This window comes from Streptomyces flavalbus, assembly GCF_042674625.1.
Lineage (GTDB): Bacteria > Actinomycetota > Actinomycetes > Streptomycetales > Streptomycetaceae > Streptomyces > Streptomyces flavalbus.
The window spans coordinates 3,217,874-3,244,717 of sequence record NZ_JBHTEB010000001.1 but is presented as its reverse complement, the minus strand read 5'-3'; the positions used below and the strand labels follow the sequence as shown (position 1 = coordinate 3,244,717).

Below are 26,844 nucleotides of genomic sequence, written 5' to 3'. Positions count from 1 at the left end.
GGGCCGGGTGGCGCTCGGGCCGTGCGTGGCGATCCCGGGCACAGGGGCGCGCGGGATCCGTGAGCACCGTAGGCCCATACGATCGGCTGACCGGCGTACCGCCCCCGCGGCGCGCATCGGTGTCCCCCGTTCGCGGTAACGTGAGGGCCCTATGAACGCCAAGTCCGACGTGCAGCTTCCGCCCGTGTCCGTCATCATGCCCGTCCTCAACGAGGAGCGGCATCTGCGCGGCGCCGTCCAGGCGATCCTCGCGCAGGAGTACGACGGTGAGATGGAGGTCGTGATCGCCCTCGGTCCGTCCACGGACCGCACGGACGAGATCGCGGCCGAGCTGGTCCGGGAGGACCCGCGCGTCCACACCGTCCCCAACCCGACCGGCCGCACGCCCGCCGCGCTGAACGCCGCGATCAAGGCGTCCCGGCACCCGGTGGTCGTCCGCGTCGACGGGCACGGGATGCTCTCGCCCCACTACATCGCCACCGCCGTACGCCTCCTGGAGGAGACCGGCGCGCAGAACGTCGGCGGCATCATGCACGCCGAGGGCGAGAACGACTGGGAGCACGCCGTCGCCGCCGCGATGACGTCGAAGATCGGCGTCGGCAACGCCGCCTTCCACACCGGCGGCCAGGCGGGCCCGGCGGAGACGGTGTACCTCGGTGTCTTCCGCCGCGCGGCGCTGGAGCGACAGGGCGGGTACAACGAGGAGTTCATCCGCGCCCAGGACTGGGAGCTGAACTTCCGGATCCGGGAGGCGGGCGGGCTGATCTGGTTCTCGCCCGAGCTGCGGGTGTCGTACCGGCCGCGGCCGAGCGTGCGGGCGCTGGCCAAGCAGTACAAGGACTACGGCCGCTGGCGGCACGTCGTCGCCCGCTACCACTCCGGCTCCATCAACCTGCGCTACCTCGCGCCGCCCACCGCGGTGTGCGCGATAGCGGCGGGGATCGTCGTCGGCGCCGTGCTCACGCCCTGGGGGTTCCTGGTGCCCGGCGGCTACCTCGCGGCGATCGCCGCCGGGTCCCTGCCCGCGGGGAAGGGGCTGCCGCTCAGGGCGCGCCTCCAGATCCCCGTCGCGCTGGCCACCATGCACATGTCGTGGGGGTGGGGCTTCCTGACCAGTCCCAGGTCGCTGGCCAGGAAGGTGATCGCCAGCCGCCGTCCGGCGGTGCGCGGCGCGGACCCCGCCGAGCTGAGCTGAGCTGGTTCGCGGGGCCCCGTCGCCGTACGGCAGCGGGGCCCCGCGGTCTCACCAGGTGAACGCCGGGTTCACGTGCATACACGCCTCGTCGTCGGCGCCGTTCAGGATGTCGGCGGTGTCGGGCGTCTTGTCGTCCCGCTCGGGCGCCTCGTAGGCCGTGTCCTCACGCCAGTCGGCGCCGACGACGAGGGTGACCCCGGAGACCTCCGTCGACCGCTTCACCGCGCTCAGCGGGATGCCCAGCGACTGGGCGACCGCCTGCGCGTCGCCCTCCAGGTCCGCGCTCGGGTAGCGGACGACGGTGGTCTCCTCGCTCAGTACGGTGGACCCGTCGGCCACGGCGCTGCTGAAGCCCAGCTCGTTGAGCTGCCCGGTCACGGTCGTCGCCCGCCCGCTGGCGGGGCCGAGGACGTCGGTGCGGGTGCCGTTCCGCACCTGTACGGCGATCTCGGCGTCCGGCGCGGCGGGGTCGTCGGAGAGCTTCTCCCCGTCCGTCTTCTTCTTGGCGTCCTTGCCGTCCAGGGCGATGTCGTCGCGGACCAGCCGGAACAACTGCTCGGCGTCCTCGGTCGGCTCCACCCGGCTGCCGACGTAGCGGTTCGGCATCGTCGTCATGGTGATCCGCTCCGGCTCCACCTTCCGCAGCTCGTTGCTGAGGTCGTAGAGCTTCTTCACGGTGTCCAGGCCCGGGTCGACGGTGAGCGACCTGGTGGCCTCCTCGGCGAGCCTGCGCAGCTTGTTGGGGCTGCTCAGGGTGGCGTTCTCGCGCAGCACCCGCACCATCGACGACATGTACATGTGCTGGGCCTTGGCGCGGGCGAGGTCGCTGCCGTCCTCGAAGCCGTACCGGGTGCGCAGCCACTGGAGGGCCTGCTCGCCCTTGACCGGGTGCGTGCCCTTCTCCAGCTTCAGCCCCGAGCCGTGGCCCTGGCTGTCGCGTGAGTGGATGTTGGCGTCCACGCAGACCGGCACCCCGCCGACCGCGTCGGCCATCGACACCACCCCCGCGAAGTCGACCATGATGAAGTGGTCGATGTGGATGCCGGTCAGCTCCTGCCACGTGGCGACGGTGCAGCCGGGACCGCCGTGGCCGAGGCTCTCGTTGGTCATCGCCCGTCCGTCGCTGGCCGGGTACACCTGGCCGTCGTCCGGGTCGGTGCACTTCGGTATCTGGAGCAGGGTGTCGCGCGGCATACTCACCACCGACATGTTGGACCGGTCCGCCGACAGGTGCAGCAGCATCTGGACGTCCGCGAGCGGCGTCGAGCCGAACGTCTCCCGGGCGCCGCCCAGCTTCTGGTTCGCCTCGGTGTCCCGGGCGTCGGAGCCGATGAGCAGGATGTTCAGCGGGGTCTGCCCGGCGGCGTTCGGCGTCGGCTCGGCCACCTTGCTGTCGCCGAGGTTGAGGTCGTCCTGCTTGATGTTGCCGTTCAGGTGCCGGTAGTACAGGTACCCGGCGCCCGCGGCGCCCAGCACCGCCACCGCGACCACGACCGCCGTCCAGCGCAGCACCCGCCGCCAGCCGCGCGATCCGCTCCGGCCACCGCCCTGACGCCGCCCGCGGCCTCCCCCGTCGCCGCCTCGGCGGTCCGCGGCGGGCTCGGCCGTCTCCGTCGTCCCCTTCGCCGCGAGAGGCGTCGTGTCCTCCGCCAACGGCGCCGAAGCCACCGAAGCCACATCCCCCCGCACACCGCTGCGCGCCAACGCCCGCCCCTCCCCGCCCTGTACCCGACACGGGTCCGTCCCGCGTCAAGTCAGACGCACGACGGACCCGTTGGGTTACCCCTCAATTTGCGATCACCCGGTCACCGTCCGTCAGACCGGGAGGTCACCGCGCGACAGGCCCTAGCTGGCGCACTGCACCTTGTCGGCCGTCGACTTGTCCACGTCCGGCGCCTTCGTCGACGGGATCAGGGACACGCCCGCACCCTTGAAGTCCTCGCCCAGGGTGAGGGTCATCGTCGGCAGGCCCTGGGAGTTCTCCACACTCTCGCCCGGCTTCATCGCCGCGCCGGACAGCCCCATGATGGCGGCGAGACGGCGGGCCTGGTCGGCCTGGTCGGGCGCGTACTCCAGGGTGGTCTTCTTCAGCTCCTCGTCGGCGTTGCCCGCGTTCTCGGACTTCGTCACACCCTCTTCGAGCTGGAGCCAGTTCAGCGTCTCCTGCGCCGACCCGGAGGGCGCGCCGCCGTTGAGGATGCGCACCCGGACCTCGGACGCCGCCGACTTGGTGCCCTTCAGACGGGCGGCGACCGCGGCCTTCTCCTGCTTCTTCCTCTGCTTCACCTCGGTGAAGGAGACGTCGTTCTTGATGGCGTCGAAGACCTCGGGGGCCTTGGCCTCGTTGAGGACGACCGTCGCCTTCACCGTCTCCGCCGGGTTGTCGACCACCGGGATCGTGGTGAAGGTCAGGTTCTTGGTGTTGAGCTTGCCCAGCTCCAGACCGAGGTCCTTCAGCTTGCCGATGCTGTCGAGCTGCGAGTCCACCGTGAGCGCCTTGGTGCCCGCCTCGGCCAGCTTCAGCATCTTCGACGGGTTGGTCAGGGTGTCGTTCGACTTCAGCTTGCGCATCAGCGCGCTCAGGAACTGCTGCTGGAGCGCGATCCGGCTCAGGTCGCCGCCGGTGCCCACCGAGTAGCGGGTGCGGACGAACGCCAGCGCCTCGTCGCCCTCGATGGTGTGCGTGCCCTCGGACAGCTTGAGGTGGGACTTCGGGTCGTCGATGTCCTTGGCGAGGCACACCTCGACGCCGCCGACCGCCGACGTCAGCGTCTTGACCGCGTTGAAGTCGGCGACCATGAAGTTGTCCGGCGTGATCCCGGTCAGCTCGGTCACCGTGCGCATGGTGCAGCTCGGCGTACGGCCGCTCTGCCCGAGGCTCGTGTTGAAGCGCACGGCCTGCGAGCCCGGGATCACCTCGGTGGAGCCGTCCTCCTGCTCGGTGGGGCAGTCCGGGACGTCCACGATCAGGTCGCGCGGGATGCTCAGCGCCGTCGCGTTGGAACGGTCCTTCGAAACGTGCAGCAGGATCGTGGTGTCGGCGTGCCCGGGGCTGCCGGAGTCGCCGTAGGACTCGTTGCCCTCGCCGGTGCGCTTGTCGGTGCCGATCAGCAGGATGTTGATGGCCTCGTCCTTCTTGAAGCCACCGGTGCTCGCGCCGTCGTCGGAGACGGAGGTGATGTTGTCGTTCAGGTGCTGGATGTAGAGGTACCCGGCGCCCGCCGCGGCGACCACCACGAACGCCATGGTGCCGCCGGTCCACATCAGGATCTTCTTCGCCCGCGACTTCCTCACCGGCCGACGGCCGCGCCGCCCCGGCACCGGCTCCTCGGGCGCGCCGCGGCGTCTGCGCGGCGGCGGGACGTCACGGCCCGGGGTGCGGACCGGGGCGTCGGTGTCGAGCCCGTCGGCCGGGTCCGCGGCGGGGGTGCGGGGGGACGCCGTGCGCGGGCTCGGCGTGCCTCCCGCCCGGCCCGGCGTGGGGGAGGGCGCTCTGCGGGGTCCGGGCACCGGTGACTGCGGTGCGGAAGGAGACAGTCGCAATTCGTATTCGCCGGTGTTCGGATTGAGCACCCACTGGTCGGCGGGATCGATGTCGTCCGCCCGCCCACGGCCTTGCGCGTCCACGGTTGTCTGAATCCTCCGTCGGGGCCACGCGGCGCCTTCCCCCTCAAAGACGCTCGGGTCTCGTACAAGCGGTGCGCGACCCCTGGACGGACCTTCCTTGGCCGGGAGCCGGGTGCACCGGGTCGCTCACACTATCCGCCCAGCTCAGCGTCGAGCGACGGCGGTGACACATCCCACGTCCCTACAACTGGGCAAAAACGCCCAATTCCTTGAACGGGAGTTCGTCGCCTTGGCTGGACCTTGGCGAGGCTTTTACTCGCAGACGTCCTCAGCGGCCGTGTTCCCGCGGAAGGTCGGTGCGGGGGAGACGTCGTTTCGGGTGCTGCGTCCTGTTCCTGCGTGCTGGCCGACATCGTACGACGACGAATCCGAATCCCCGTGCGAGAAGCCGCTTTCGGGGGAATTCCGAGCATTGTCCCCCGCCACGGCCACCGGGGCGTCCCTGCGCAGCCGCGAGAAGAGCCGCTCCGCCTCCGGTTCGACGAGCTGGTCCCGGTTGCTGTCCCGGACGTAGGACTCCCTCGGCACGGTCAGGAACTGCACGCGTTCGGTGGGGATGTCGCGCACACCCCGTACGAGTTCGTACAGACCGCGCAGACTGGCCAGCCCCGGGTCGGTGGTGAGCGACGACGTCGCCGCGTCCAGCACCGGGTACAGCTTCACCGGGTTCAGCAGGACGTCGTTGCCGCGCACCTTGCTCACCAGCGCGCCGAGGAACCGCTGCTGGCGCTCCATGCGGTCGGTGTCGCTGCCGTTGCCGAGGGTCTTGCGGACCCGGACGTAGCCGAGCGCCTGCTCGCCGTCGAGCCGCACCCGGCCCGCGGGCAGCCGCAGCTTCGCCGCCTTGTCGCGGATGGGCCGCTCCACACAGACCTCGACGCCGCCGACCGCGTCGACGATCCGCTTGAACCCCTGGAAGTCGACGACCACGTGGTGGTCGACCCGGACGTCCGTGAGCTTCTCCACCGTGCGGATGGCGCAGGCCGAACCGCCCACCTGGAAGGCGTAGTTGAGCATCGCGAACATGGGCCGGGTGCGGGAGCCGTCCGGCCTGCGGCAGTCCGGTACGTCGACCATCAGGTCCCGGGGGAAGTGCACGGCGGTGGCGCTGCGCCGCCCGGCCGACAGGTGCAGCAGGATCGTGGTGTCGGAGCGCTCGGTGCCCGGGTCCCGCCCGTAGCGCGCGTTCCCGGCGCCCTTCCGGGAGTCCGACCCGATGACGAGGATGTTCTGCGCGTCCTTCACCAGCGCGGTGGGCCGCTCCTTCTCGAACCGCGCCAGCTCCGCCGCGGCGGCCTCGTCGGGCGTGATGTTCCCGTCCAGCCTGGCGTAGACGCCCCAACCGACCCCGCCCGCGACGACGACCGCCAACGCCGCCCCACCCGCCACCCACCGCCCCCAGCGCCGCCGCCCCCCGCCCCCTATGGCCGACGCCCCGACCCCCGGCCCGAGCGGCACCCCGCCACGATCCCTCACAACGAGTCCACCCCTCACACCGACGAGCCCACGGGTTGACGTCTCGTACGCACGCACACCTCCGCGTACGTCCACCTATGACGATGGGGGGTGGGGGAGGGGGGTGCGGGGTGGGGGTGGGCCGAACGGGTGACGGGGGGGGCGCCGCTCACCGCGCCGTCGCCGTGACCCGCTCACTCTCCACACGCTTGGCCAACGCCTCGTCCCCCAGCAGCTCCAGGTTCCGGCAGAGCACCACGGACCCGCCGCTGGCCAGCGGAGCGTAGAGCCCCGCGCTCAGCCCCTCCCAGGTCGCGTACGGCAGCCCGGACAGCAGCCGCGACCCGGGCCCCGTGAGCCCCAGCCCCCCGGCGTCCCCCCGGGCCCGCTCCACGACCTCCGCCCCCGTCAGCTCCGCCCCCGCCACGACCAGCGCCGCGGCCTCGGGGTCGACAGCCGCGTACGGTACGAAGCGGTCCCCGAACGTCGGTACGTCCACGGCGTAGTCCGCGTAACCGGCCGGTACCTCGCGGAACCGCCGCCCCAACGGCTCCAGCGACAGCGCGTACCGCTCGCCCCCGCAGGCCAGCCCCGCCTCGAACTCCCCGGGCCCCGCGACCACATGGTCCGCCCGCCCGGGGTCGCCCCCCACGTCGGCGACGGCCCCCACCGACGAACACGCCAGCAGCCACACCGCCGTCTGCCAGTGCGCGGGCAGCAGCAGCGCGACCCGTTCGCCGGGCTCCACGGACATCCCGTCCTGGAGCAGGTTCGCGGTCTTGGCCACCCAATTGGCGAAGGTGGCGACGGACAGTTCGACCCGTTCCCCGGTGGCGTCGTCGTAGAAGGTCACCAGCGGGCGCGAAGGGTCCGCGGCGAGCGCGGAACGCAGCAGGTCGGCAGGGGTGCGATCGGTGGCATTCACCCGCGCAAGCGTACGCGGACCCGCCCGTGCGCACCCAGCGCGCGGGACACCGGTTCGGCGGACCCGCGCCACCTTTTCGGAGGAATCATCCGACAACACCACGTCAATTACCGGATGGACAGACTTATTCCGCTATGTCCACGATCGGGAGTATGCGTGGATACCTTGCTTCCCCCATCGGCGTCACCTGCGCGGCCGTCATCGCCCTCCCCCTCACCCTCCCGGAGGCCACCGCCGTCGCAGGATCGCCCGCCCCCGCGGCCAGCGTCGCCGCCCGCACCCTCGCGGGCAGCACCCAGACGCTGCCGCTCGCCCCCCTCACCGGCGACCGCGCCCACGGCTCCGCCGCCGTCCAGGGCGTACCCCGCCGGGACGTACGGCGCTTCTCCCTCGTCGGCGTCGTCTGGGACGACCCGGACGCCGAACTGCGCGGCCGGGTCCAGGTCCGCACCCGCGCCGCCGCCACCGGCGCCTGGTCGCAGTGGCAGGACCTGGAGACGCACAACGCCGACCACGCGGCCGACCCCGGCACGGCCGAACGCACCTCCGGCCGGGTACGCGGCGCCACGGCACCCCTGTGGGTCGGCGAGTCGAACGGCGTGGAACTACGCGCCCAACCGGAACAGCCGGAGGCCCCGCGGGCGCGCACCGCCGCGGCCCTCCCCTCCGGCCTCCGCCTCGAACTGATCGACCCGGGCGACGACCCGACCGGCACGACGACGACCGCGACCACCACGACGCAGACCAACGCCCAGCCCGCCCTGGACGACCCCCGCACCGACACGACGACCGCCGGTAACGCCGACACCGCCGCCCTGAACGCCGACACGATCGCCGCCTCCACCGCCAACGCGGACCTCGCCCCCCTCGGCGCCGCCGAGATCCCGGCGCTGGACAAGGCGCGCACCGAGCAGGAGATGCTCACGCTGCGCGGCTCGGAACTGACGGAGGAACAGCGCGTGAAGCCGTACATCGGCCCGCGCCCGCGCATCGTGACGCGCCGCGGCTGGGGCGCGGACGAGTCCCTGCGGGAGAAGAACTTCCTCTACACGAAGTACGTCAAGGCGGCGTTCGTCCACCACACCGCGACCGGCAACAACTACACCTGCGCCCAGGTGCCGTCGCTCATCCGCGGCATCTACCGCTACCACGTCGCGAGCATGGGCTGGCGGGACATCGGCTACAACTTCCTCGTCGACAAGTGCGGGAACATCTACGAGGGGCGCGCGGGCGGCGTGGCCAGAGCGGTCATGGGCGCCCACACCCTCGGCTTCAACCACGACAGCACCGGGATCGCCGTCGTGGGCTCCTACGGCAGCTCCAAGCCGTCCGGCGCGGCGGTACAGGCGGTCGCCCAACTGACCGCGTGGAAGCTGGGCCTGTTCGGCGCCAACCCCAACGGCAAGACGTACCTCCGGTCGGGCGGCGGCAACCTCTACGGCAAGGGCAAGAACGTACGCCTGAACGTCATCTCAGGCCACCGCGACGGCTTCGCCACGGAGTGCCCCGGAGGCAAGCTCTACGACAACCTCACCACAGCCCGCACAGAGGCAGCCCGCTACCAGGGCCGCTAGGGGGCGTTGAGCTGCGCGCCGCCGTGCCGCCGTAGTCTGCCTTAGCTGCGGGCAGTCGTGCCGCTGGGGCGATGGGGGTCCCCCTGCTCGAGCGAAGCCGAGAGCTTGGGGGAGGGTGGGCGCAGCGGCACCCCGTTAGCGCCGGGCTGCGCGACCCACCCGCCGCGCCAGCACACACCGACGGCACCTCACCAGCGCCGGGCCGCACGACCGCCCGCCCCCCACGCCGGGCGGCCCGTCACCACCGCCCAATATCCACCCGCGGCATCTTCGGCGCCCGCCGCCCCGGCACCCTCCCGCTCAACAGAATCAACCGCGCGGCCCGGTGCCGCTGCCCCGCATACGGCTCCAACAGCGACAACATCACCCCGTCATCAGCGTCCCGGTCCCCCGCCAACGCCCACCCCACGATCCCCGGCAGATGCAGATCCCCCGTCGTCACCTCGTCCGCCGCCCCATGACTACGCTGCACGGTCTCCGCCGACGTCCACGGCCCCACCCCCGGCACGACCTCCAACCGCTCCCGCGCCACCGTCGGAGACATCCGCGCCGCCTCCTCCAGCCGCGCCGCGACCCGCACGGCCCGCAGGATCGTCGACGCCCGCTTGTTGTCGACCCCGGCGCGATGCCACTCCCAGGAGGGGATCAGCGCCCAGGTCCGGGCGGACGGCATCACATGCATCCGCACCGGCACCGGCCCGGGCGCGGGCTCCCCGAACTTCCGCACCAGCAGCCGCCACGCCCGGTACGCCTCGTCGGTCGTGACCTTCTGTTCGAGGATCGACGGAATCAGGGACTCCAGCACCAGCCCGGTCCGCGTCAGCCGCAGCCCCGGCCGCCGGTGCCGCGCGAGCGCCACGACCTGGTGCCGGGGAGTGAAGAGGGACGGATCGTCCGCGGCGCCGAGCAGCTCCGGCAACCGCTCCAGCAGCCAGTCACCCCCGGGCCCCCACGCCTCACCGCGCACCTCACCGCCGTAGCCGCTGATCCGCAGTGTCCCCGGCCCGGCGGGCGTCAGGCTGGCCCGCCAGAAGGACCCGTCGGGCAGCGCCCGGAACGTCGGGTCCGCGGGCCCGCGCCGCAACGGCCCCAGCACCAGCCCGAGGTCGAGCGGCCCGTCCGGCACGTACGTCCGCACCCGCCCCGTACCCGTGGGCACACCGGCGTCCCCACCGCGCACGGTCGTACGCGTGGGCCGCGGAGCGAAACGTCCTGCCACGACTGAGTTCCCAAGGACCGAAGAGGATGAAGCGGAAGAAAAGGAATGAGAGGAAGAAACGAGGAAGAAACGAGGAAGAAGAGGAAGAAGAGGAAGAAGAGGAGCCCTACGAGAGTACGAGAGCGTACGAGAACACGCGGCCCCCTGCCCGCTGCCCACCCGTCCGCCCCACCACCGGCGCGCCCGCCCCCCTCACCGCACCTCGATGAACGCCCCCGCGTCCCGCTCCCCCCGAGCCCGCGGCTCCTCCGCCGGATGCCCGACCGCCACCGCCCCCATGGGGTCCCAGTCACCCGGCAGCCCGAGCACCTCCCGCACCACGTCCCGGCAGAACATCGTCGACGACACCCACGCCGACCCCAGCCCCTCCCCGGCCAGCGCCACCAGCAGGTTCTGTACGCCCGCCCCGGTGGCGACGACGAACATCTCCCGCTCGGCCGCGTCCCGCCGCGGGTCCCCGTAGGTGTGCGAACCGTCCATGACGAGGCACGGGACGACGAGGTAGGGCGCGTTGCGCAGCACGTCACCACGGCGGACGCGCTTGGCGATGGACTCCTCCGACTTGCCGTCCCGCCGCAGGTCCGCGATCCAGGCGTCCCGCATCGCGTCGAGCAGCCGGACCCGCGACTCGGCGGACTCCAGCAGCACGAAGCGCCACGGCGTCGTGTGGTGCGGCGCCGGTGCCGTGACCGCCGCGGCCACCGCCCGCCGTACGGCGTCGGGGTCGACGGGCGCGTCCGTGAACGCGCGGACCGTACGGCGCTGGGTCACCGCCTGCCGGATCGCCTCGGACGTGCCGAGCCGGAACATGTCGTCCCGCGCGCCCCGCACCAGCGCCCGCGCGCCGTCCCCGTCGTCCCCGGCGACCACGTGCGGCAGCCCGCGCACCACGGCCACCGGCCGCCCCACGGCCTTGCCCTTGACCAGGTCGCCCGCCGCGGCGAGTTCGTCGGCGGTGGCGACGACGGTCGCGACGAGCGGATTGCCGTACGCGTCCGTGCCGCCCCGCAGGTCGTCCAGGACGCGCACGCCCGCCGCGCCGATCGCGATGTCGGTGAGCCCCGAGCGCCAGGGCCGCCCGGACGTGTCGGTGATCACGACGCCGACGGTGACGCCGAGGGCGCTCCGCAGACCGTCGCGGACCGCGCGCGCGGAGGCGTCGGGGTCCTCCGGGAGGAGGAGGACCGTCCCCGGAGCGGTGTTGGACGCGTCGACCCCGGCGGCGGCCATGACCAGGCCCTGCCGGTTCTCCACGATCCGCAGCGTGCCGCGCCGGGCGACGACCCGCACGGTCTCGGCGTCGATCGCGGCCTCCCGGTCGGCCGCCTCGACGATCCGGCCCTCCGCCTTGGAGACGACCTTCGAGGTGACGAGCAGCACGTCCCCGTCGGCCAGCCCGGGTTCGGCGGCGGCGATCAGCTTGGCCAGGTCGTCACCGGGCCGTACCTCGGGAAGCCCGGGCACGGCCCACACGCGGTAGCCGTCCGTCACAGACGCGCTCATGCGGTGCGGACCTCCTCCGCCAGCGTCAGGGCCTCGCCCGCCATCCGCGCCGCCGCGTCGAGGTCGGTCATCAGCAGCGGTACGGCCCGGCAGCGGATCCCGGCCGCCTCGACCCGGGCGACGGAGTCCGCGTCGACCTCGTCGACGAGCCAGCCGTCGAGCAGTCCGGAGCCGTAGTGCTCGGCGACCGCCGCCGCGCTGGACTCCACGCCGACCGCGGCGAGCACCTTGTCGGCCATCCCGCGCACGGGCGCGTCCCCGACGATGGGGGAGAGGCCGACCACCGGCACCCCGGCGTCGGCGATGGCCTCCCTGATGCCGGGCACGGCGAGGATCGTGCCGATGGAGACCACCGGGTTGGACGGCGGGAAGAGGATGACGTCCGCCTCGGCGAGCGCCTCCAGGACGCCGGGCGCGGGCTTGGACTGCTCGGCGCCGACGGGGACGACAGCGTGGGCGGGCACGGAGGCGCGCAGCCGTACCCAGTACTCCTGGAAGTGGATCGCCCGGCGCTCGCCCTCCCACTCGACCGCGACATGGGTCTCCACGCGGTCGTCGGACATCGGCAGCAGCCGCACCCCCGGCTTCCAGCGGTCGCACAGCGCCTCGGTGACCGCGCTCAGCGGGTAGCCCGCGCCCAGCATCTGGGTGCGCACGATGTGGGTGGCGAAGTCCCGGTCACCGAGCCCGAACCACTGCGGCTCGACGCCGTACTCCGCCAGCTCCTGCTTGAGGTGGAAGGTCTCGTCGGACCGCCCCCAGCCCTGCTCCTCGTTGATGCCGCCGCCGAGCGTGTACATCACCGTGTCGAGGTCCGGGCAGACCTTCAGCCCGAAGAGGTGGATGTCGTCCCCGGTGTTGCCGATGACCGTGATGTCCGCGTCCGGCGCGGCCCTCTTCAGACCACGCAGGAAACGGGCACCACCGATGCCGCCTGCCAGAACCACAATGCGCATGAGAGCAGTCTTGCAGGCGGGTACGACAACGCGCCGGGAGGTTACGCGACCGGGGTGGCCGCCGTGCAGCGGGCGGTCGCGTGCATCGTCTGGTGCATCGGCATCTCGGTCAGGCCCGGGTAGTAGACGTGCAGGCTCACCGCCGGTTCGAGCGAGTCGTTGACCACCTCGTGGACGTACCCCGGGGCGAAGACGTGCTGGGCGCCCGGTGTGAGCGTGCGGGCGCCGCGGCGGGTGTGCTCGGTCAGGGCGCCGTCCAGGACGGTGAGGATTCCGGAGGACGGCCCGTGGTCGTGCCGTCCGCTGCCCTGTCCGGGCAGCCAGGACAGCAGCCACACCTCGTAGCCGGGTCCGGTGCGCAGCCGGTGGTACCAGCGGGTGGTGGCGTCGTACCGGACCAGGTGCTCCCACTGGGAGCGGTCGGCGGCGAGGGTGCGGGCCAGCCCGGCGAACTCGGCGACGGTGGCCGGGTGCTCGCGCGGGGGCTGGAGCAGGTGGGGGACTTCCAGGATGTCGCCCGCGATCTGGAGATCGCTGTCGCTGTTCATGAGAGTGCTCGGTCCTCGGTGCAGGGACGAAGAAGACGAAGGAGAGGAAGACGAAGGAGGAGAGAAGGAGAAGTCAGCCGGAGCGCGCGGGGCTCAACAGCAAGAACAGCGACAACAGCTACAGCGAGCGTGGGCAGCACCGGGGGACCCGGCGGAGCGGGTCGAGGTGGGCGCCAAGTTCGCGAACATGCCCACAAGGACAGCGGTTCACACCTGCACTGTCAACTCGACGCCCGGTATGTGGGACATGGTTCACCTCATCCGGTTCATCTGTCAGGTGAAAGGTTTGCTCAGCCGCTCACCGGGACACATGGCGCACAACCGGGCGCGCAAGCCGCGTTGCGATCCCGTGATCCGAATGTGATCAGGTTCGCTTTGGCTCGCGCGTCGGAACGAGATCGAACCCTCGGGCGTCCTTCTCCGTAGAGAGGGCGGAAGCCCGCGCGGCCCTCATCGGTGTGTCAAGGTTTATGCCGATTTGAACACTTTCCGCATGGCCTTGGTTCCGCAGAGTGAATAAGGGGCCCAATAGCAGATCTCGGCTTGACTCGCCCGGAGCAGCACACTTGTAATTTCACTCGTGTCGTTCAGCCGGAATCGGTAACGGCTACATCACGGGGACGCGAAAGACAGACGAGGGGCGCACATGACCGAGCTGGTGCAGCAACTGCTGGTCGACGACGCGGACGAGGAACTCGGCTGGCAGGAGCGCGCGCTGTGCGCCCAGACCGACCCCGAGTCCTTCTTCCCCGAGAAGGGCGGCTCGACCCGCGAGGCCAAGAAGGTCTGTCTCGCGTGCGAGGTCCGCTCCGAGTGCCTTGAGTACGCCCTCGCCAACGACGAGCGCTTCGGCATCTGGGGCGGCCTGTCCGAGCGCGAACGCCGCCGCCTGAAGAAGGCGGCCGTCTGAGACCGGGGCTCGGGAACGGCACGGCACAAACGGTGTGAACGGCCCGTCGCGGGTGGGTTATCCACAGGCGGCGGGCCGTCGTCATGGGCAGCCGATAGTGTGGGCGCTCGTCCGAGACGTCCCGCCGCCCCCTCGGGGCACAGGCGTCCACCGCAGTCCACCGAACCCGGGGCCCGTACCTCGATGTCCGTGCACAGCCACATGGCAGCCCAGCAAGACACCGCTGCCACCCCAGAGTTCCCGCGTCACGTAGTGACGGCGGTGCTGGTCTCCCACGACGGCGCCCGCTGGCTGCCCGACGCGCTCGCCGGGCTGCTCGGCCAGGAGCGCCCGGTCCAGTACGCCGTCGCGGCCGACACCGGCAGTGCCGACGACTCCGCGCGGCTCCTCACCGACGCCCTCGGCCCCGACCGGGTGCTGCACCTGGCCCGGCGCACCGGCTTCGGCCAGGCCGTCGAGGAGGCCGACCGCACGGCGCCCGTCCTCACCCCGGACGACCTGCCGTACCTGAAGCGGCCCAGCGGCTGGGACCCCGTCACCCGTAGCTGGCGCGACGACGCCTACGACATGCCCGAACTGCCGCACGGCGAACCCGTGCAGTGGCTCTGGCTGCTGCACGACGACTGCGCCCCCGCCCCCGACGCCCTCGCCCAGTTGCTGCGCGTCATCGAGGACGAGCACGAACTCGGCCGCGACGACATCGCCGTCGTCGGTCCCAAACTGCGCGGCTGGTACGACCGCCGCCAGCTCCTGGAAGTCGGCGTCTCCATCGCGAGCTCCGGCCGCCGCTGGACCGGCCTGGACCGCCGCGAGCAGGACCAGGGCCAGCACGACCACGTCCGGCCCGTGCTGTCGGTGTCCACCGCGGGGATGCTCATCCGCCGCGACGTCTTCGAACAGCTCGGCGGGTTCGACCGCCGCCTGCCCCTGATGCGCGACGACGTCGACCTGTGCTGGCGCGCCCACCAGGCGGGCCACCGCGTCCTCGTCGCCCCCGAGGCCGTCGTACGCCACGCGGAGGCGGCCTCGCGCGAGCGCCGCACCGTCGACTGCGCGGGCCGCACCACCGCCTCCCCGCACAAGGTCGACAAGGCGGGCGCCGTCTACACCCTGCTCGTCAACACCCGCACCGCCGCCCTGCCCTGGGTGCTGCTGCGGCTCGTCCTCGGCACCTTCCTGCGGACCCTCGCCTACCTCGTCGGCAAGGTCCCCGGCCAGGCCGTCGACGAGATCCGCGGCCTTCTCGGCGTCCTGCTGCGGCCCGAGCGGATCATCGCCGGACGGCGCCAGCGCGGCCGACCCGCCGTCGACAAGGGCGAACTGCGTCCGCTGTTCCCGCCGCCCGGCGCGACCGTCCGCGTCACCGCCGAACAGGCCGCGGGCAGCCTCTTCGGCAGCTCCGACCCCGAGGCCACCACCGGCGCCGGACGGCACGGCGGCGCGGTGGAGTCCGGACCCGGCGGCGACGACGCCGACTTCCTGGAGGTCGAGCAGTTCGCCCGCCTCAAGCGCATCGCCCGCAAGCCGGGGCCGGTGCTCTTCCTGGTGCTGCTGCTCGTCTCGCTCGCCGCCTGCCGCCAGCTCCTCGGCGGCGGCGCGCTCGCGGGCGGCGCCCTGCTGCCCGCCCCCGCCGACTCGGGCGAGCTGTGGTCGCGCTACCTCGACGCCTGGCACCCCATCGGCACCGGAGGCACCGCCTCCGCACCGCCGTACCTCGCCCTCGTGGCCATGCTCGCGACCGTGCTGTTCGGCTCCACCGGACTCGCCGTCACCGTCCTGCTGGTCTGCTCGGTGCCGCTGGCCGGACTCAGCGCCTACTTCGCCTCCCGCCCGCTCGTGGAGTCCCGGCTGCTGCGCGCGTGGGCGGCCGTCGTCTACGCCTTCCTGCCCGCCGCCACCGGCGCCCTCGCGGGCGGGCGCCTCGGCACCGCCGTCCTCGCCGTCCTGCTGCCGCTCATCGCCCGCGCGGGCATCGCGGCCAGCGGCCTCGCCGCCCCCTCCGGGGCGCGCGGTAGCTGGCGCGCCACCTGGGCGTACGCCCTGCTGCTGACGGTCACCACCGCGTTCACGCCGATCGTGTGGCCCATCGCCGCGCTCCTCGGCGTCGGCCTGCTCGCCGTCCGCCGCACCGACCTCGCCGCCTACGGCCTGCGCTTCCTGGCCCAGCTCGGCACCCCGCTGCTGGTCCTCGCCCCGTGGTCGCTGACGCTGCTGCCCACCGGCTTCTTCACCGAGGCGGGCCTCGACTACGGCGCCTCCTCCGCCACCGCCCTCGACCTGCTCGGCGCCAGCCCCGGCGGCCCCGGCACCGTCGACGGGCTGATGCTCATCGGCGTCGTGCTCGCCGCGCTCGCCGCCCTGCTGCGCTCCGAGCGCCAGCCCGGCATCTGGACCGCCTGGACCGTCGCCCTCGTCGGCCTCGTCTTCGCGGCGCTCTCCAACGCCTCCGCCTGGTCCGGCCCCGCCACCCTCGTCTACGGCATCGCCCTGCTCGCCGCCGCCGTCCTCGGCGCCGACGGGGCACGCGCGCGTGTGGCCGAGCAGAGCTTCGGCTGGCGCCAGCCCGTCGCCGCCCTGATCGCCTTCGCCTCCGCCGCGGGCCCGCTGCTGGTCGCCGCGGGCTGGATGATCGGCGGCGCCGACGGCCCGCTGGAGCGCCGCGACCCCGTGCAGGTGCCCGCGTTCGTCGCCGAGGAGAGCAACACGCGCGACCAGGCCCGCACCCTCGTCCTCGACAGCGACTCCGCCGCGCACGTCGGCTACACCCTCGTCCGGGGTTCCGGCGCCCGCCTCGGTGACGCCGAACTCGCCGCCGCCGACGGGGAGAACGCCCAGCTCGACAAGGTCGTCGCCAACCTCGTCGCCGGGTCCGGCGCCGACCAGGCCGACCAGCTCGGTGACTTCGCCGTGCGCTACGTCCTCGTCCACAAGGGCGCGCCCCGCGAGGTCGCCCGCGTCCTGGACGCCACGCCCGGCCTGAGCCGCCTCAGCGAGCAGAACGGCAGCGCGCTGTGGCGGGTCAACCAGGAGGTCTCGCGCGCGACGATCGTCAGCGGCTCCGGCTCCGGTGCGGGTGCGGGTGCGGGGAAGCCGGTGGCCGTCGCCGCCGGACCCGTCGAGATCCACACCGACGTCCCGGACGGCGCCGACGGCCGGGTGCTGCGCCTCGCCGACACCGCCGCCGAGGGCTGGACCGCCACCCTGGACGGCACCCCGCTCACCCCCACCACCGTCGACGGCTGGGCCCAGGGCTTCGAGCTCCCCGCCTCCGGCGGACGCCTCGACGTCACCTACGACGACCCCATCGGCCACACCGCGTGGCTGTGGGCGCAGGGCTTCCTCGCCGTCGTCCTCGTCGTGCTCGCGCTGCCCGGCCGTCGCCGTGACATCGACGACGACCTGCCCGAGGAGCCCGCCGTCCCGGCCCAGGCCGTCGCGGGCGAGGGCCGCCGGGCCCGCCGACTGCGCGCCCAGGCCGAGGCCGAGGAGACCGCCACCCAGGGCGAGCCGCCGCAGCCCACCTCCCCCGCGGAGGAGGAGACCCCGGTGCCCGTGCCCCAGCAGCAGTCCTACGACGAGTGGGACGCCACGACCTACGCGGGCTACGGCACCGACCAGCAGTACGCGGGCGCCGCCTACGACCAGCGGCAGTACCCGGCCGAGGGCTACCAGGACGGCCAGTACGACCCGTACGCCTACGGCGGCCAGCCCCAGGACGGCGGCACGTACGACCCCACGGCCTACGACACCTCGTACGACACCGCCTCCTACGACCAGACGGGGACCTACGACCCGACGCAGCCGTACGGCCAGTCCCCCCGGGGCTACGACGCCGGGTACGACCCGGCGCAGCCGCGGCATCCGCACGAAGGCGGCCCCGAGCGTCCCGACGGGAGTCAGCAGTGAACCGCACCACCCTGTCCCTGATCGTCGGCGTGACCGCGCTGGCCGCCGTCACCGGGTTCGCCTCGGTCACGACGCCGGAGGGCTCCGGCACGGACACCGCCAAGGCGGCCGAGCAGTTGCCCGTGGAGCGCAGCGGCCTGCTCTGCCCGGCGCCGAGCACCTCCGACCTCGCGGAGACGACGTACACCTCGTTCACACCGGTCACCGAGGGCGCGCAGGGCAAGGGCCAGGCCGAGCTGCTGGACGCCGGGGACGCGCGCGAGGGCAAGTCCGCCAAGCCCGTGCTCAAGCCGGGGAAGCCCGGCACGCCGGTCGCGGGGGAGCGGTCCGGCGACGACTCGCCCGCGCTGATCGGGACGGCCGAGGGCGCGTTCGCGTCCGGCTGGACCGTGCAGGAGACCACGGAGGTCACCGCGGGCGCCGGGCGCGGCCTCGCGGGCGTCAACTGCACCGCCGCGGACACCGAGTTCTGGTTCCCCGGCGCCAGCACCGCCAAGGGCCGCACCGACTACGTCCACCTGACGAACCCCGACGACTCCGCCGCCGTGGTCGACGTCGAGCTGTACGGCAAGGAGGGGCTGCTGAAGTCCACGGCCGGGGAGGACCTCACCGTCCGGCCGCACTCCAGCGAGCCGATCCTGCTGTCCACGCTCGTCCCGGAGGAGGAGACCGACCTCACCGTGCACGTCACCGTGCGCGGCGGCCGGGTCGGCGCGGCCGTGCAGGCCCTCGACGACGAACTCGGCGGCGACTGGCTGGCCGCGGCGGCCGAACCCGCGGGGAACCTGGTCATCCCGGGCATCCCCAAGGACGCCACCGAGGTGCGCCTCGTGGCGTTCACGCCGGGCGGCACGGACGCGGACCTGAAGGTGCGGCTGGCCACGCCCACGGGCCTGATCACCCCGGCGGGCAACGAGACGCTGCGGGTGAAGTCCGGGATGACGACCGCGCTCGACCTCGGCGACATCACGCGCGGGGAGGCGGGTTCGCTGGTGCTGACGCCGACGAGCCAGGCCGTGCCGGTGGTGGCGGGGGTGCGCGTGGTGCGTGGCAAGGGCGACGCCCAGGAGACGGCGTTCATCCCGGCCGCGAACCCGGTCGGCACCCGCGCGACCGCCGTCGGCAACACCGCCAAGGGCACCACCCTCTCCCTGACCGCGCCCGAGGGCACCGCGAAGGTCAAGGTCACCGCGTCGGCGGGCAGCGAGGGCGGCGAGGCGGCGTCGGAGACGTTCACGATCAAGTCGGGCACGACCCAGGACGTGGAACTCCCGGTCCCGGACGGCCTGAAGGGCACCTACGCCCTGACCGTGGAACCGGCCTCGGCGGCGACCCCGGTCTACGCCGCCCGGACCCTGACGGCCAGGACCAACGGCGTGTCCGCCTTCACCGTCCAGGTACTCCCCGACGACCGGGGCACGGTCTCGGTCCCCGACGCGGACCAGGACCTGACGATCCTCCAGAAGTGACGGGGCGTACCGTTCAGTCCTCGCCGTACCGGGGGTCCACCGTCTCCGGCGTCAGGCCCAGCAGCTCCGCCACCTGCTCCACCACGACCTCGTGCACCAGCGCCGCCCGCTCGTCCCGCCCCTTGGTACGGATCTCCACCGGCCGCCGGTAGACCACCACCCGCGCGGGACGGCCCTCGCGGGCGGCCACCGTGCCCCCGAGCGGCACCGCCTCGTCGTTCCACCCCTGCCCGCCGCCGTCGAGGGCGGGCACCTCAAGGACCAGGAAGTCGATGTCGGCGAGCTGCGGCCACCGCCGCTCCAGCCGCTCCACGGAGTCCTGCACCAGGTCCGCGAACGCCTCGGCCCGGCTCGCGGCCAGCGGCACCTGCGGGGGCGCGATCGGGCCGCGCATCCCCCGGCCGTGACGGTCACGGCGACGGGGCCCGGGGCCAGTGGCGCGGGGCGGTACTCGGTTGTCCATCACTGATGCAGGGTATGTCGAACGGGCCGCCGCCCGACGCCCCGCCGGGCATGTCGTGGGATGACCATTCCAGCCAAGGTGGGGCGGTCCCCGAGAGGTTTCTGAAAAGCCTCCGGGAGGTCGGCCGCGAGGCTATTGATGCGGTTTGTGGCGACTGATGACCGGTCCCGGTCAGGTTCGGGGTCTCGGACATGCATGTCCGCGCAGGTCAGTGGGGTATGACGGGAGGGACGTGTGGGGCGTTTCACAACACGACACGGTGGGGTGACCTGGTGGAGAGTCGTCGCGGCCCGCTCAAGAGTGCGGTACCGTCCAACGTCGTGAGCCCTGTACGTCGCTGTTCGCGAACCGCCTGCGGCCGACCCGCCGTCGCGACGCTGACGTACGTCTACGCCGACTCGACCGCGGTCCTCGGCCCGCTCGCCACCTACGCCGAACCCCACTGCTACGACCTGTGCGCCGAGCACTCCGAGCGCCTCACCGCCCCGCGCGGCTGGGAGGTCGTCCGGCTCCTCGACGGCTCCGCCCCGGCCCGCCCCAGCGGGGACGACCTGGAAGCGCTCGCCAACGCGGTGCGCGAGGCGGCCCGCCCCCAGGAGCGCGCCGCGCAGGCGGGCGGCGGCGGTCGCACGGCCGACCCGATGGAGGTCGCGCGCCGCGGCCACCTGCGGGTGCTGCGCTCCCCGGACAACTGACCCCGGGTTCCCCATTCCGCTCTTCTGCGGCTGTGTGCTGCACGACCATTGACGTGCCCTTGTCGCGGACACGACCATTCCGTCACCCGTGAGAAATCGCTTTCCGCATCGCGGAATCCGGGGAGGCGCTCGTGTACGTCCAGGAACTCGAACCCGTCGCTGACTCGCTCGGCCTCTCCGCCCTCGTGGCGGCGCTGCCCCTGGTGATCGTCCTCATCCTCCTCGGCGGCGTCCGCGTGAAGGCCCATCTGGCGGGCCTCACCGGCCTCCTCGTGGCCGTCGCCGTCGCCTGGCTCGCCTACGGGATGCCGCTGGGGCAGACGGCCTCCAGCGCCGCCCAGGGCGCCGCCTTCGGCCTCTTCCCCATCCTGTGGATCGTCGTCAACGCCCTGTGGGTGTACCGGATGACCGTCCGCACCCGGCACTTCGACATCCTCCGCCGCTCCTTCGGCCGCCTCTCCGACGACCCCCGCATCCAGGCCCTCGTCATCGCCTTCTGCTTCGGCGCCCTCCTGGAAGCCCTCGCCGGGTTCGGCGCGCCCGTCGCGATCTGCTCCGTCATGCTCGTCGCGCTCGGCTTCGACCCGGTGCGCGCCGCGGTCGTCGCCCTCGTCGCCAACACCGCCCCCGTCGCCTTCGGCGCCATGGGCACCCCCGTCGTCACCCTCGCCCAGGTCACCGACCTGCCGCTGGACACCGTCGCCTCCGTGGTGGGCCGTCAGACCCCGCTGCTCGCCCTGGTGGTGCCGCTGGTGCTGGTCGGCCTCGTCGACGGCTCGCGCGGCTTGCGCGAGACCTGGGTGCCCGCCCTGGCCTGCGGAGTCGCCTTCGCCGTCGCCCAGTTCGCCGCCTCCAACTACGTCTCCGCGCAACTCGCCGACATCGGCGCCGCCCTGGCGGGCGCGGGCGCCCTGGTCGCCGTACCGCAGGCCCGCGAGCCCGCCGCCGAGCCGGTACGCGCCGCCGTACTGACCGGCGTACGCAGCGAGGAACTGGACGAGGACGACCCGCGCGGGGAGGTCGTACGGGCCTACGCCCCCTACGCGCTGATCGTCGCCATCTTCTCCGTCGCCCAGATCCCGGCCATCAAGGACTGGCTGGCCGGGGCCACCCAGAGCTACGACTGGCCCTTCCTCGACGTCGTCGACCCGCACGGCGAGCCGGTCGGCGGCAACGTGTTCACCTGGCCGGTCGTCTCCACCGGGGGAACGCTGGTCCTGCTCGCGGGGATCGCCACCGCGGCCGTACTGGGGGTCCACGCGCGCGTGGCGGTCCGAGAGTGGGCCGCGACCGTGCGTGAACTGCGGTTCGCGATCCTCACCGTGACGTCCGTCCTCGCCCTCGCCTACGTCATGAACCTCTCCGGGCAGGCCGCCACCATCGGCCACTTCGTCGCCGCGGCGGGCGCCGGGCTCGCCTTCCTCTCACCCGTCCTCGGCTGGTTCGGCGTCGCCGTCTCCGGCTCCGACACCTCCGCCAACGCCCTCTTCGGCGCCCTCCAGGTGACCGCGGCCCGCAAGTCGGGACTCTCCCCCGAACTCCTCGCCGCCGCCAACAGCTCGGGTGGCGTCCTCGGCAAGATGATCTCCCCGCAGAACCTCACCATCGCCTGCGCCGCCGTCGGCCTCGCGGGCCGCGAAGGGGACGTACTGCGCAAGGTGCTGCCCTGGAGCCTCGGCCTGCTGCTCGTGATGTGCCTGATCGTCGTTGGCCAGAGTTCGCCGGTCCTGGAGTGGATGCTGCCCTGAACCGGTGTCACCGCCGGGGGCGCGCGGCCCGGTGTCACCTGGTGCGGGTAGCTTTGGGGGGACCGACAGGACTTCCAGGAGGGTTGGCCGTGGCTGCTGATCTGTCACAGATCGTGAAAGCGTACGACGTGCGCGGGGTGGTCCCCGACCAGTGGGACGAGTCCCTCGCGGAGCTGTTCGGTGCCGCCTTCGTCCAGGTGACCGGCGCGAGCGCGATCGTGACCGGGCACGACATGCGGCCCTCGTCCCCCGGACTGGCCCGCGCCTTCGCGCGCGGCGCGGCGGCCCGCGGCGCCGACGTCACCGAGATCGGCCTGTGCTCCACCGACCAGTTGTACTACGCGTCGGGCGCGCTGGACCTGCCGGGCGCCATGTTCACCGCCTCGCACAACCCCGCCCGGTACAACGGCATCAAGATGTGCCGCGCGGGTGCCGCCCCGGTCGGCCAGGACACCGGCCTCGCCGACATCCGCGAACTGGTCGAGCGGTGGAGCGAGACGGGCGCCCCGGACCCCGCCGCGACGCCGGGAACGATCACGCAGCGGGACACGTTGAAGGACTACGCGGCCCACCTCCGCTCCCTCGTCGACCTGACGTCCATCCGCCCCCTGAAGGTCGTCGTCGACGCGGGCAACGGCATGGGCGGCCACACCGTCCCCACGGTCTTCGAGGGCCTGCCCCTGACCCTCGTACCGATGTACTTCGAGCTGGACGGCACCTTCCCCAACCACGAGGCCAACCCCCTCGACCCGGCCAACATCGTCGACCTCCAGAAGCGGGTCCGCGAGGAGGGCGCCGACCTCGGCATCGCCTTCGACGGCGACGCCGACCGCTGCTTCGTCGTCGACGAGAACGGCGGCCCGGTCTCCCCGTCGGCGATCACCGCCCTGGTCGCGTCCCGCGAACTCGCCCGGCACGGCGGCAAGGGCACCGTCATCCACAACCTGATCACCTCCTGGTCCGTCCCGGAGGTCGTCAAGGAGAACGGCGGCACCCCCGTCCGCACCCGCGTCGGCCACTCCTTCATCAAGGCCGAGATGGCCCGCACCGGCGCGATCTTCGGCGGCGAGCACTCCGCCCACTACTACTTCAAGGACTTCTGGAACGCCGACACCGGCATGTTGGCCGCCCTCCACGTCCTCGCCGCCCTCGGCGGCCAGGACGGCCCCCTGTCCGCCCTCGTCTCCGCCTACGACCGCTACGTCGGCTCCGGCGAGATCAACTCCACCGTCGACGACCAGCAGGCCCGCCTCGCCGCCCTCAAGTCCGCCTACGAGGGCCGCGAAGGCGTCACCCTCGACGAACTCGACGGCCTCACCGTCACCGCCGCCGACTGGTGGTTCAACGTCCGCCCCTCCAACACGGAACCCCTCCTCCGCCTCAACGCGGAGGCCCGCGACGAGCCGACGATGACCCGAATCCGCGACGAGGCCCTGACCCTGATCCGCTCCTGACCCACCCGGCCCCTTCGCCACCCGGTGCGATTCCCCGGGTGGCGAAGAGCCCGGGGGCCACAGCACGACACCGACGCTGCCGTCACCGCCTTAACTGCGGGCACCCACCGCTACCCGCCGTAGCGGTAGCCGGTCGGGCCGCACTTGCCGTAGCTGCGGGCAGCCAGGCCGCATGTGCCGTAGCTGTAGCCGGTCGGGCCGCACTTGCCGTAGCTGTAGCCGGTCGGGCCGCACGTGCCGTAGCTGCGGGCAGTCGTGCCGCCGTAGTCCGCCGTAGCTGCGGGCAGTCGTGCCGCTGGGGCGGCACGGGTGGGCGCAGCGGCACCCCGCAGCGCCGGGCCGCGCGACCCACCCCACGCCAGCGCACACCGACGGCATCCCCCACCGCCGGGCCACACGCCCACCCGCCCCCCTCACCGGGCACCCCACCGCACACCCCACACCACACACCCCACCGGCGGTACCCTGACCAGGCACATCCACGAAGGAACCCCGCCCCGAAGGGACCCACCATGCCGCTCGAGTCCGGCCTCCTGGAGATCCTCGCCTGCCCGGCCTGCCACGCCCCCCTCAAGGAGCAGGACACCGAGCTGATCTGCACCGGCCAGGACTGCGGCCTGGCGTACCCCATCCGCGACGGCATCCCCGTCCTCCTCATCGACGAGGCCCGCCGCCCCGCCTGACCCCGACCCGACGCGCACCCCCACGCACGAGCCCGCACCACGCACCGCCCCGCCCCGCCCCGCGCAACCCCCCCGCATCACCCCCGGCGACCGGAGGATGCCGCCCATGCTCGACGAAGCACTCCTCGACACCCCCGAGGCCCTCGCGGACGCCGACCACCGCGGCCTCCTACGCGGCGCGGCCGAAGCGGGCGCCCGCGTCCGCACCGCCGCCCGCTACGCCGCCGAGGCAGGCATCGCCGACCTCAAACCCGACGGCCGCCCCCGCGCCATCCTCATCGCGGGCCCCGGCGCCGCCGCCACCTGCGCCGCCGACCTCCTCGGCACCCTCGCGGGCGCGGGCAGCCCCGTCACCCGCCTCGCCCCCACCGGCGTCGCTCCCGCCGCGGGCGCCCTGCGCTGGGAACTCCCCGGCTGGACCGGCTCCGTGGACCTCCTCCTCATCGCCACCCCCGACGGCACCGAACCCGGCCTCAGCCTCCTCGCCGACCAGGCGTACCGCCGCGGCTGCACCGTCGTCGCCGTCGCCCCCACCGGCACCCCGCTCAGCGAAGCCGTAGCAGGCGCCCACGGCCTGTTCGTCCCCCTCGCCACCGCCCCCTACGACGAGCGCGAGGAACCCCTCGCCGCGTCCGCCCCCGGCGTGCTCTGGGCGCTGCTCACCCCCCTGCTCGCCCTGCTGGACCGCATCGGCCTGATCGCCGCCCCCACCGACGCCCTCCAGAAGGTCGCCGACCGCCTCGACCAGGTCGCCGAACGCTGCGGCCCCGCCATCGCGACGTACAGCAACCCCGCCAAGACCCTCGCCGCCGAACTGGCCGACGCCCTCCCGGTGATCTGGACCGAGGGCACCTCCGCGGGCCCCGCGGGCCGCCGTTTCGCCGCCGCCCTCGCCGAACTCTCCGGCACCCCCGCCGCCGTGGCCGAACTGCCCGAGGCGCTCGCCGCGCACAGCACCCTGCTGGCCGGTCCCCTCGCCGCCAGCGCCGACCCCGACGACTTCTTCCGGGACCGCGTCGAGGAACCACCCGCCCTGCACGCGCGCGTGGTGCTGCTCCGCGACCGCCCCATCGGCGGCCTCACCGCCGCCCCCTCCGCCCGCGAACTCGCCCTCAGCCACGACACCCCGATCAGCGAGATCGAACCGGAACCCGGCGCCGAACTGGAAACCCTCGCGGAACTGATCGCCATCACCGATTTCGCCGCCGTTTACCTGGCGCTCGCCTCCAGGGCCTGATCTGACCGAAGGACGCGAGCAGCGGCACGCTGGGCGCCCTGACCCCGTACACGGCGCCGACCCGCGCCGCACGCACCACGAACCGGCAGAAAGAACCGATGGACCTCCTCGACAACACCATCCGCCCCTACGCCTGGGGTTCCCCCACCGCCATCCCCGCCCTCCTCGGCACCGAACCGACCGGCGAACCACAGGCGGAGATGTGGATGGGCGCCCACCCCGGCGCACCCTCCCGCACCCCCCGCGGCACCCTCGCCGACCTCATCACCGCCGCCCCCGAACAGGAACTCGGCACCGCGGCCGTCGCCAGGTTCGGCCCCCGCCTGCCCTTCCTCCTCAAGATCCTCGCCGCCGGAGCCCCCCTCTCCCTCCAGGTGCACCCCGACCTGACCCAGGCCCAACAGGGCTACGACGACGAAGAGCGCCGCGGCATCCCCCTGGACGCCCCGCACCGCAACTACAAGGACGCCAACCACAAGCCCGAACTGATCTGCGCCCTCACCGAGTTCGACGGCCTCTGCGGCTTCCGCGATCCGGAACACTCCGCCGACCTCCTCGAAGGACTCGGCGTCGACTCCCTCAAGCCGTACGTCGACCTGCTGCGCGCCCACCCCGAGGACGCCGCCCTGCGCGAGGTCCTCACCGCCGTACTCAGCGCCGACCGCGACGACATGGCCCACACCGTCACCGAGGCCACCACCGCCGCCACCCGCCTCGGCGGCCCCTACGCCCCCTACGCCGACCTCGCCCACCACTACCCCGGCGACCCCGGCGTCATCGCCGCGATGCTCCTCAACCACGTCCGCCTCCAGCCCGGCGAGGCCCTCTACCTCGGCGCGGGCATCCCGCACGCCTACCTCAGCGGACTCGGCGTCGAGATCATGGCCAACTCCGACAACGTCCTGCGCTGCGGCCTCACCCCCAAGCACGTCGACGTCCCCGAACTCCTGCGCGTCGTCCGATTCGAACCCAGCGACCCCGGCGTCCTCCGCCCCGAGGCGTCCCCCGACGGCGAAGAGGTCTACGAGACCCCCATCGACGAGTTCCGGCTCTCCCGGTACGTCCTCCCGCCCGGCGGCGCCACCCACGACCTGACCCGCCCGACCCCGCAGATCCTGCTCTGCACGGCCGGTTCCGTACGCACCGGCGGACACGAACTGACCCCCGGCCGGTCGGTCTTCGTCCCGGCGGGGGAGCCCACCGAGGCATCCGGCACCGGCACGCTCTTCCGGGCCACCGTCGTCGCCTGACACCGCGCGACCGCCCGGACCTGGCAC

General features: G+C 73.0%; 20 protein-coding genes. 11 read left to right on the top strand and 9 right to left on the bottom strand.

From position 1 onward, the window contains the following. Window positions 1-151 precede the first annotated feature (151 nt). Entirely contained in the window at window positions 152-1,195 is a 1,044-nt protein-coding gene (locus tag ACFQZ6_RS14385) for a glycosyltransferase family 2 protein (RefSeq protein WP_381608391.1), read from the top strand. A gap of 48 nt (window positions 1,196-1,243) precedes the next feature. Here ACFQZ6_RS14385 and ACFQZ6_RS14380 read toward each other — a convergent pair whose 3' ends face one another. From ACFQZ6_RS14380 to ACFQZ6_RS14365, 4 genes are all read right to left on the bottom strand, one after another. Then, window positions 1,244-2,863, bottom strand: a complete 1,620-nt coding sequence (locus ACFQZ6_RS14380) for an LCP family protein (protein ID WP_381608387.1) — start codon at window positions 2,861-2,863, stop codon at window positions 1,244-1,246. A 177-nt stretch (window positions 2,864-3,040) separates the two neighbouring features. Further along, the gene (locus tag ACFQZ6_RS14375; RefSeq protein ID WP_381608383.1) at window positions 3,041-4,822 is read right to left on the bottom strand and encodes an LCP family protein; all 1,782 of its coding nucleotides are present in this window, start codon (window positions 4,820-4,822) and stop codon (window positions 3,041-3,043) included. A gap of 252 nt (window positions 4,823-5,074) precedes the next feature. Next, a complete protein-coding gene (locus ACFQZ6_RS14370; protein WP_381608379.1) occupies window positions 5,075-6,298 on the bottom strand; it encodes an LCP family protein in 1,224 nt (407 codons plus the stop codon). Between the two features lie 148 nt (window positions 6,299-6,446). After that, the gene (locus ACFQZ6_RS14365) at window positions 6,447-7,202 is read right to left on the bottom strand and encodes a TIGR03089 family protein (RefSeq protein ID WP_381608376.1); all 756 of its coding nucleotides are present in this window, start codon (window positions 7,200-7,202) and stop codon (window positions 6,447-6,449) included. A gap of 152 nt (window positions 7,203-7,354) precedes the next feature. Here ACFQZ6_RS14365 and ACFQZ6_RS14360 point away from each other — a divergent pair, with 152 nt between their 5' ends. Then, the gene (locus tag ACFQZ6_RS14360; RefSeq protein WP_381608373.1) at window positions 7,355-8,776 is read left to right on the top strand and encodes a peptidoglycan recognition protein family protein; all 1,422 of its coding nucleotides are present in this window, start codon (window positions 7,355-7,357) and stop codon (window positions 8,774-8,776) included. A 238-nt stretch (window positions 8,777-9,014) separates the two neighbouring features. On the opposite strand, the gene ACFQZ6_RS14355 is transcribed toward ACFQZ6_RS14360, so the two are convergent. From ACFQZ6_RS14355 to ACFQZ6_RS14340, 4 genes are all read right to left on the bottom strand, one after another. Next, a complete protein-coding gene (locus ACFQZ6_RS14355) occupies window positions 9,015-9,995 on the bottom strand; it encodes a DNA-3-methyladenine glycosylase family protein (RefSeq protein ID WP_381608369.1) in 981 nt (326 codons plus the stop codon). Between the two features lie 192 nt (window positions 9,996-10,187). After that, window positions 10,188-11,498: a coenzyme F420-0:L-glutamate ligase gene (locus tag ACFQZ6_RS14350; protein ID WP_381608366.1), complete on the bottom strand. Its 1,311-nt coding sequence runs from the start codon at window positions 11,496-11,498 to the stop codon at window positions 10,188-10,190. Beyond that, window positions 11,495-12,454: a 2-phospho-L-lactate transferase gene (gene cofD / locus ACFQZ6_RS14345; RefSeq protein ID WP_381608363.1), complete on the bottom strand. Its 960-nt coding sequence runs from the start codon at window positions 12,452-12,454 to the stop codon at window positions 11,495-11,497. Before cofD ends, ACFQZ6_RS14350 begins: the two co-directional genes overlap by 4 nt. Window positions 12,455-12,495: 41 nt before the next feature. Next, complete coding sequence (locus tag ACFQZ6_RS14340) at window positions 12,496-13,002, bottom strand: cysteine dioxygenase (RefSeq protein ID WP_381608360.1); 507 nt, start codon at window positions 13,000-13,002, stop codon at window positions 12,496-12,498. A 646-nt stretch (window positions 13,003-13,648) separates the two neighbouring features. Here ACFQZ6_RS14340 and ACFQZ6_RS14335 point away from each other — a divergent pair. From ACFQZ6_RS14335 to ACFQZ6_RS14325, 3 genes are all read left to right on the top strand, one after another. Then, a complete protein-coding gene (locus ACFQZ6_RS14335; RefSeq protein ID WP_003975777.1) occupies window positions 13,649-13,912 on the top strand; it encodes a WhiB family transcriptional regulator in 264 nt (87 codons plus the stop codon). A gap of 183 nt (window positions 13,913-14,095) precedes the next feature. Next, window positions 14,096-17,818 carry a glycosyltransferase family 2 protein gene (locus ACFQZ6_RS14330; protein ID WP_381608357.1) on the top strand — a complete coding sequence of 1,241 codons (3,723 nt, stop codon included), beginning with the start codon at window positions 14,096-14,098 and terminating at the stop codon, window positions 17,816-17,818. After that, complete coding sequence (locus ACFQZ6_RS14325) at window positions 17,815-19,287, top strand: DUF5719 family protein (RefSeq protein WP_381608354.1); 1,473 nt, start codon at window positions 17,815-17,817, stop codon at window positions 19,285-19,287. Before ACFQZ6_RS14330 ends, ACFQZ6_RS14325 begins: the two co-directional genes overlap by 4 nt. Window positions 19,288-19,300: 13 nt before the next feature. On the opposite strand, the gene ACFQZ6_RS14320 is transcribed toward ACFQZ6_RS14325, so the two are convergent. Next, the gene (locus ACFQZ6_RS14320) at window positions 19,301-19,750 is read right to left on the bottom strand and encodes a metallopeptidase family protein (protein WP_381618309.1); all 450 of its coding nucleotides are present in this window, start codon (window positions 19,748-19,750) and stop codon (window positions 19,301-19,303) included. A 272-nt stretch (window positions 19,751-20,022) separates the two neighbouring features. Between ACFQZ6_RS14320 and ACFQZ6_RS14315 the strand changes: the two genes are divergently transcribed. The 6 genes from ACFQZ6_RS14315 to manA all read left to right on the top strand — a co-directional run bounded on the left by ACFQZ6_RS14315 (window position 20,023) and on the right by manA (window position 26,817). After that, window positions 20,023-20,445, top strand: coding sequence for a DUF3499 domain-containing protein (locus tag ACFQZ6_RS14315; RefSeq protein ID WP_351812215.1), 423 nt, complete (start codon window positions 20,023-20,025; stop codon window positions 20,443-20,445). A gap of 131 nt (window positions 20,446-20,576) precedes the next feature. After that, on the top strand, window positions 20,577-22,193 hold the full coding sequence (locus tag ACFQZ6_RS14310) for an L-lactate permease (protein WP_381608350.1): 1,617 nt from the start codon (window positions 20,577-20,579) through the stop codon (window positions 22,191-22,193). Window positions 22,194-22,282: 89 nt separating this feature from the next. Next, window positions 22,283-23,647: a phosphomannomutase/phosphoglucomutase gene (locus ACFQZ6_RS14305; RefSeq protein WP_381608348.1), complete on the top strand. Its 1,365-nt coding sequence runs from the start codon at window positions 22,283-22,285 to the stop codon at window positions 23,645-23,647. Window positions 23,648-24,159: 512 nt separating this feature from the next. Then, window positions 24,160-24,330 (top strand): Trm112 family protein, encoded by a 171-nt coding sequence (locus ACFQZ6_RS14300; protein WP_381608345.1) that lies wholly within the window; start codon window positions 24,160-24,162, stop codon window positions 24,328-24,330. A gap of 106 nt (window positions 24,331-24,436) precedes the next feature. Beyond that, window positions 24,437-25,567 carry an SIS domain-containing protein gene (locus ACFQZ6_RS14295; protein WP_381608342.1) on the top strand — a complete coding sequence of 377 codons (1,131 nt, stop codon included), beginning with the start codon at window positions 24,437-24,439 and terminating at the stop codon, window positions 25,565-25,567. Window positions 25,568-25,665: 98 nt separating this feature from the next. After that, entirely contained in the window at window positions 25,666-26,817 is a 1,152-nt protein-coding gene (gene manA, locus ACFQZ6_RS14290) for a mannose-6-phosphate isomerase, class I (RefSeq protein WP_381608339.1), read from the top strand. Window positions 26,818-26,844 lie beyond the last annotated feature (27 nt).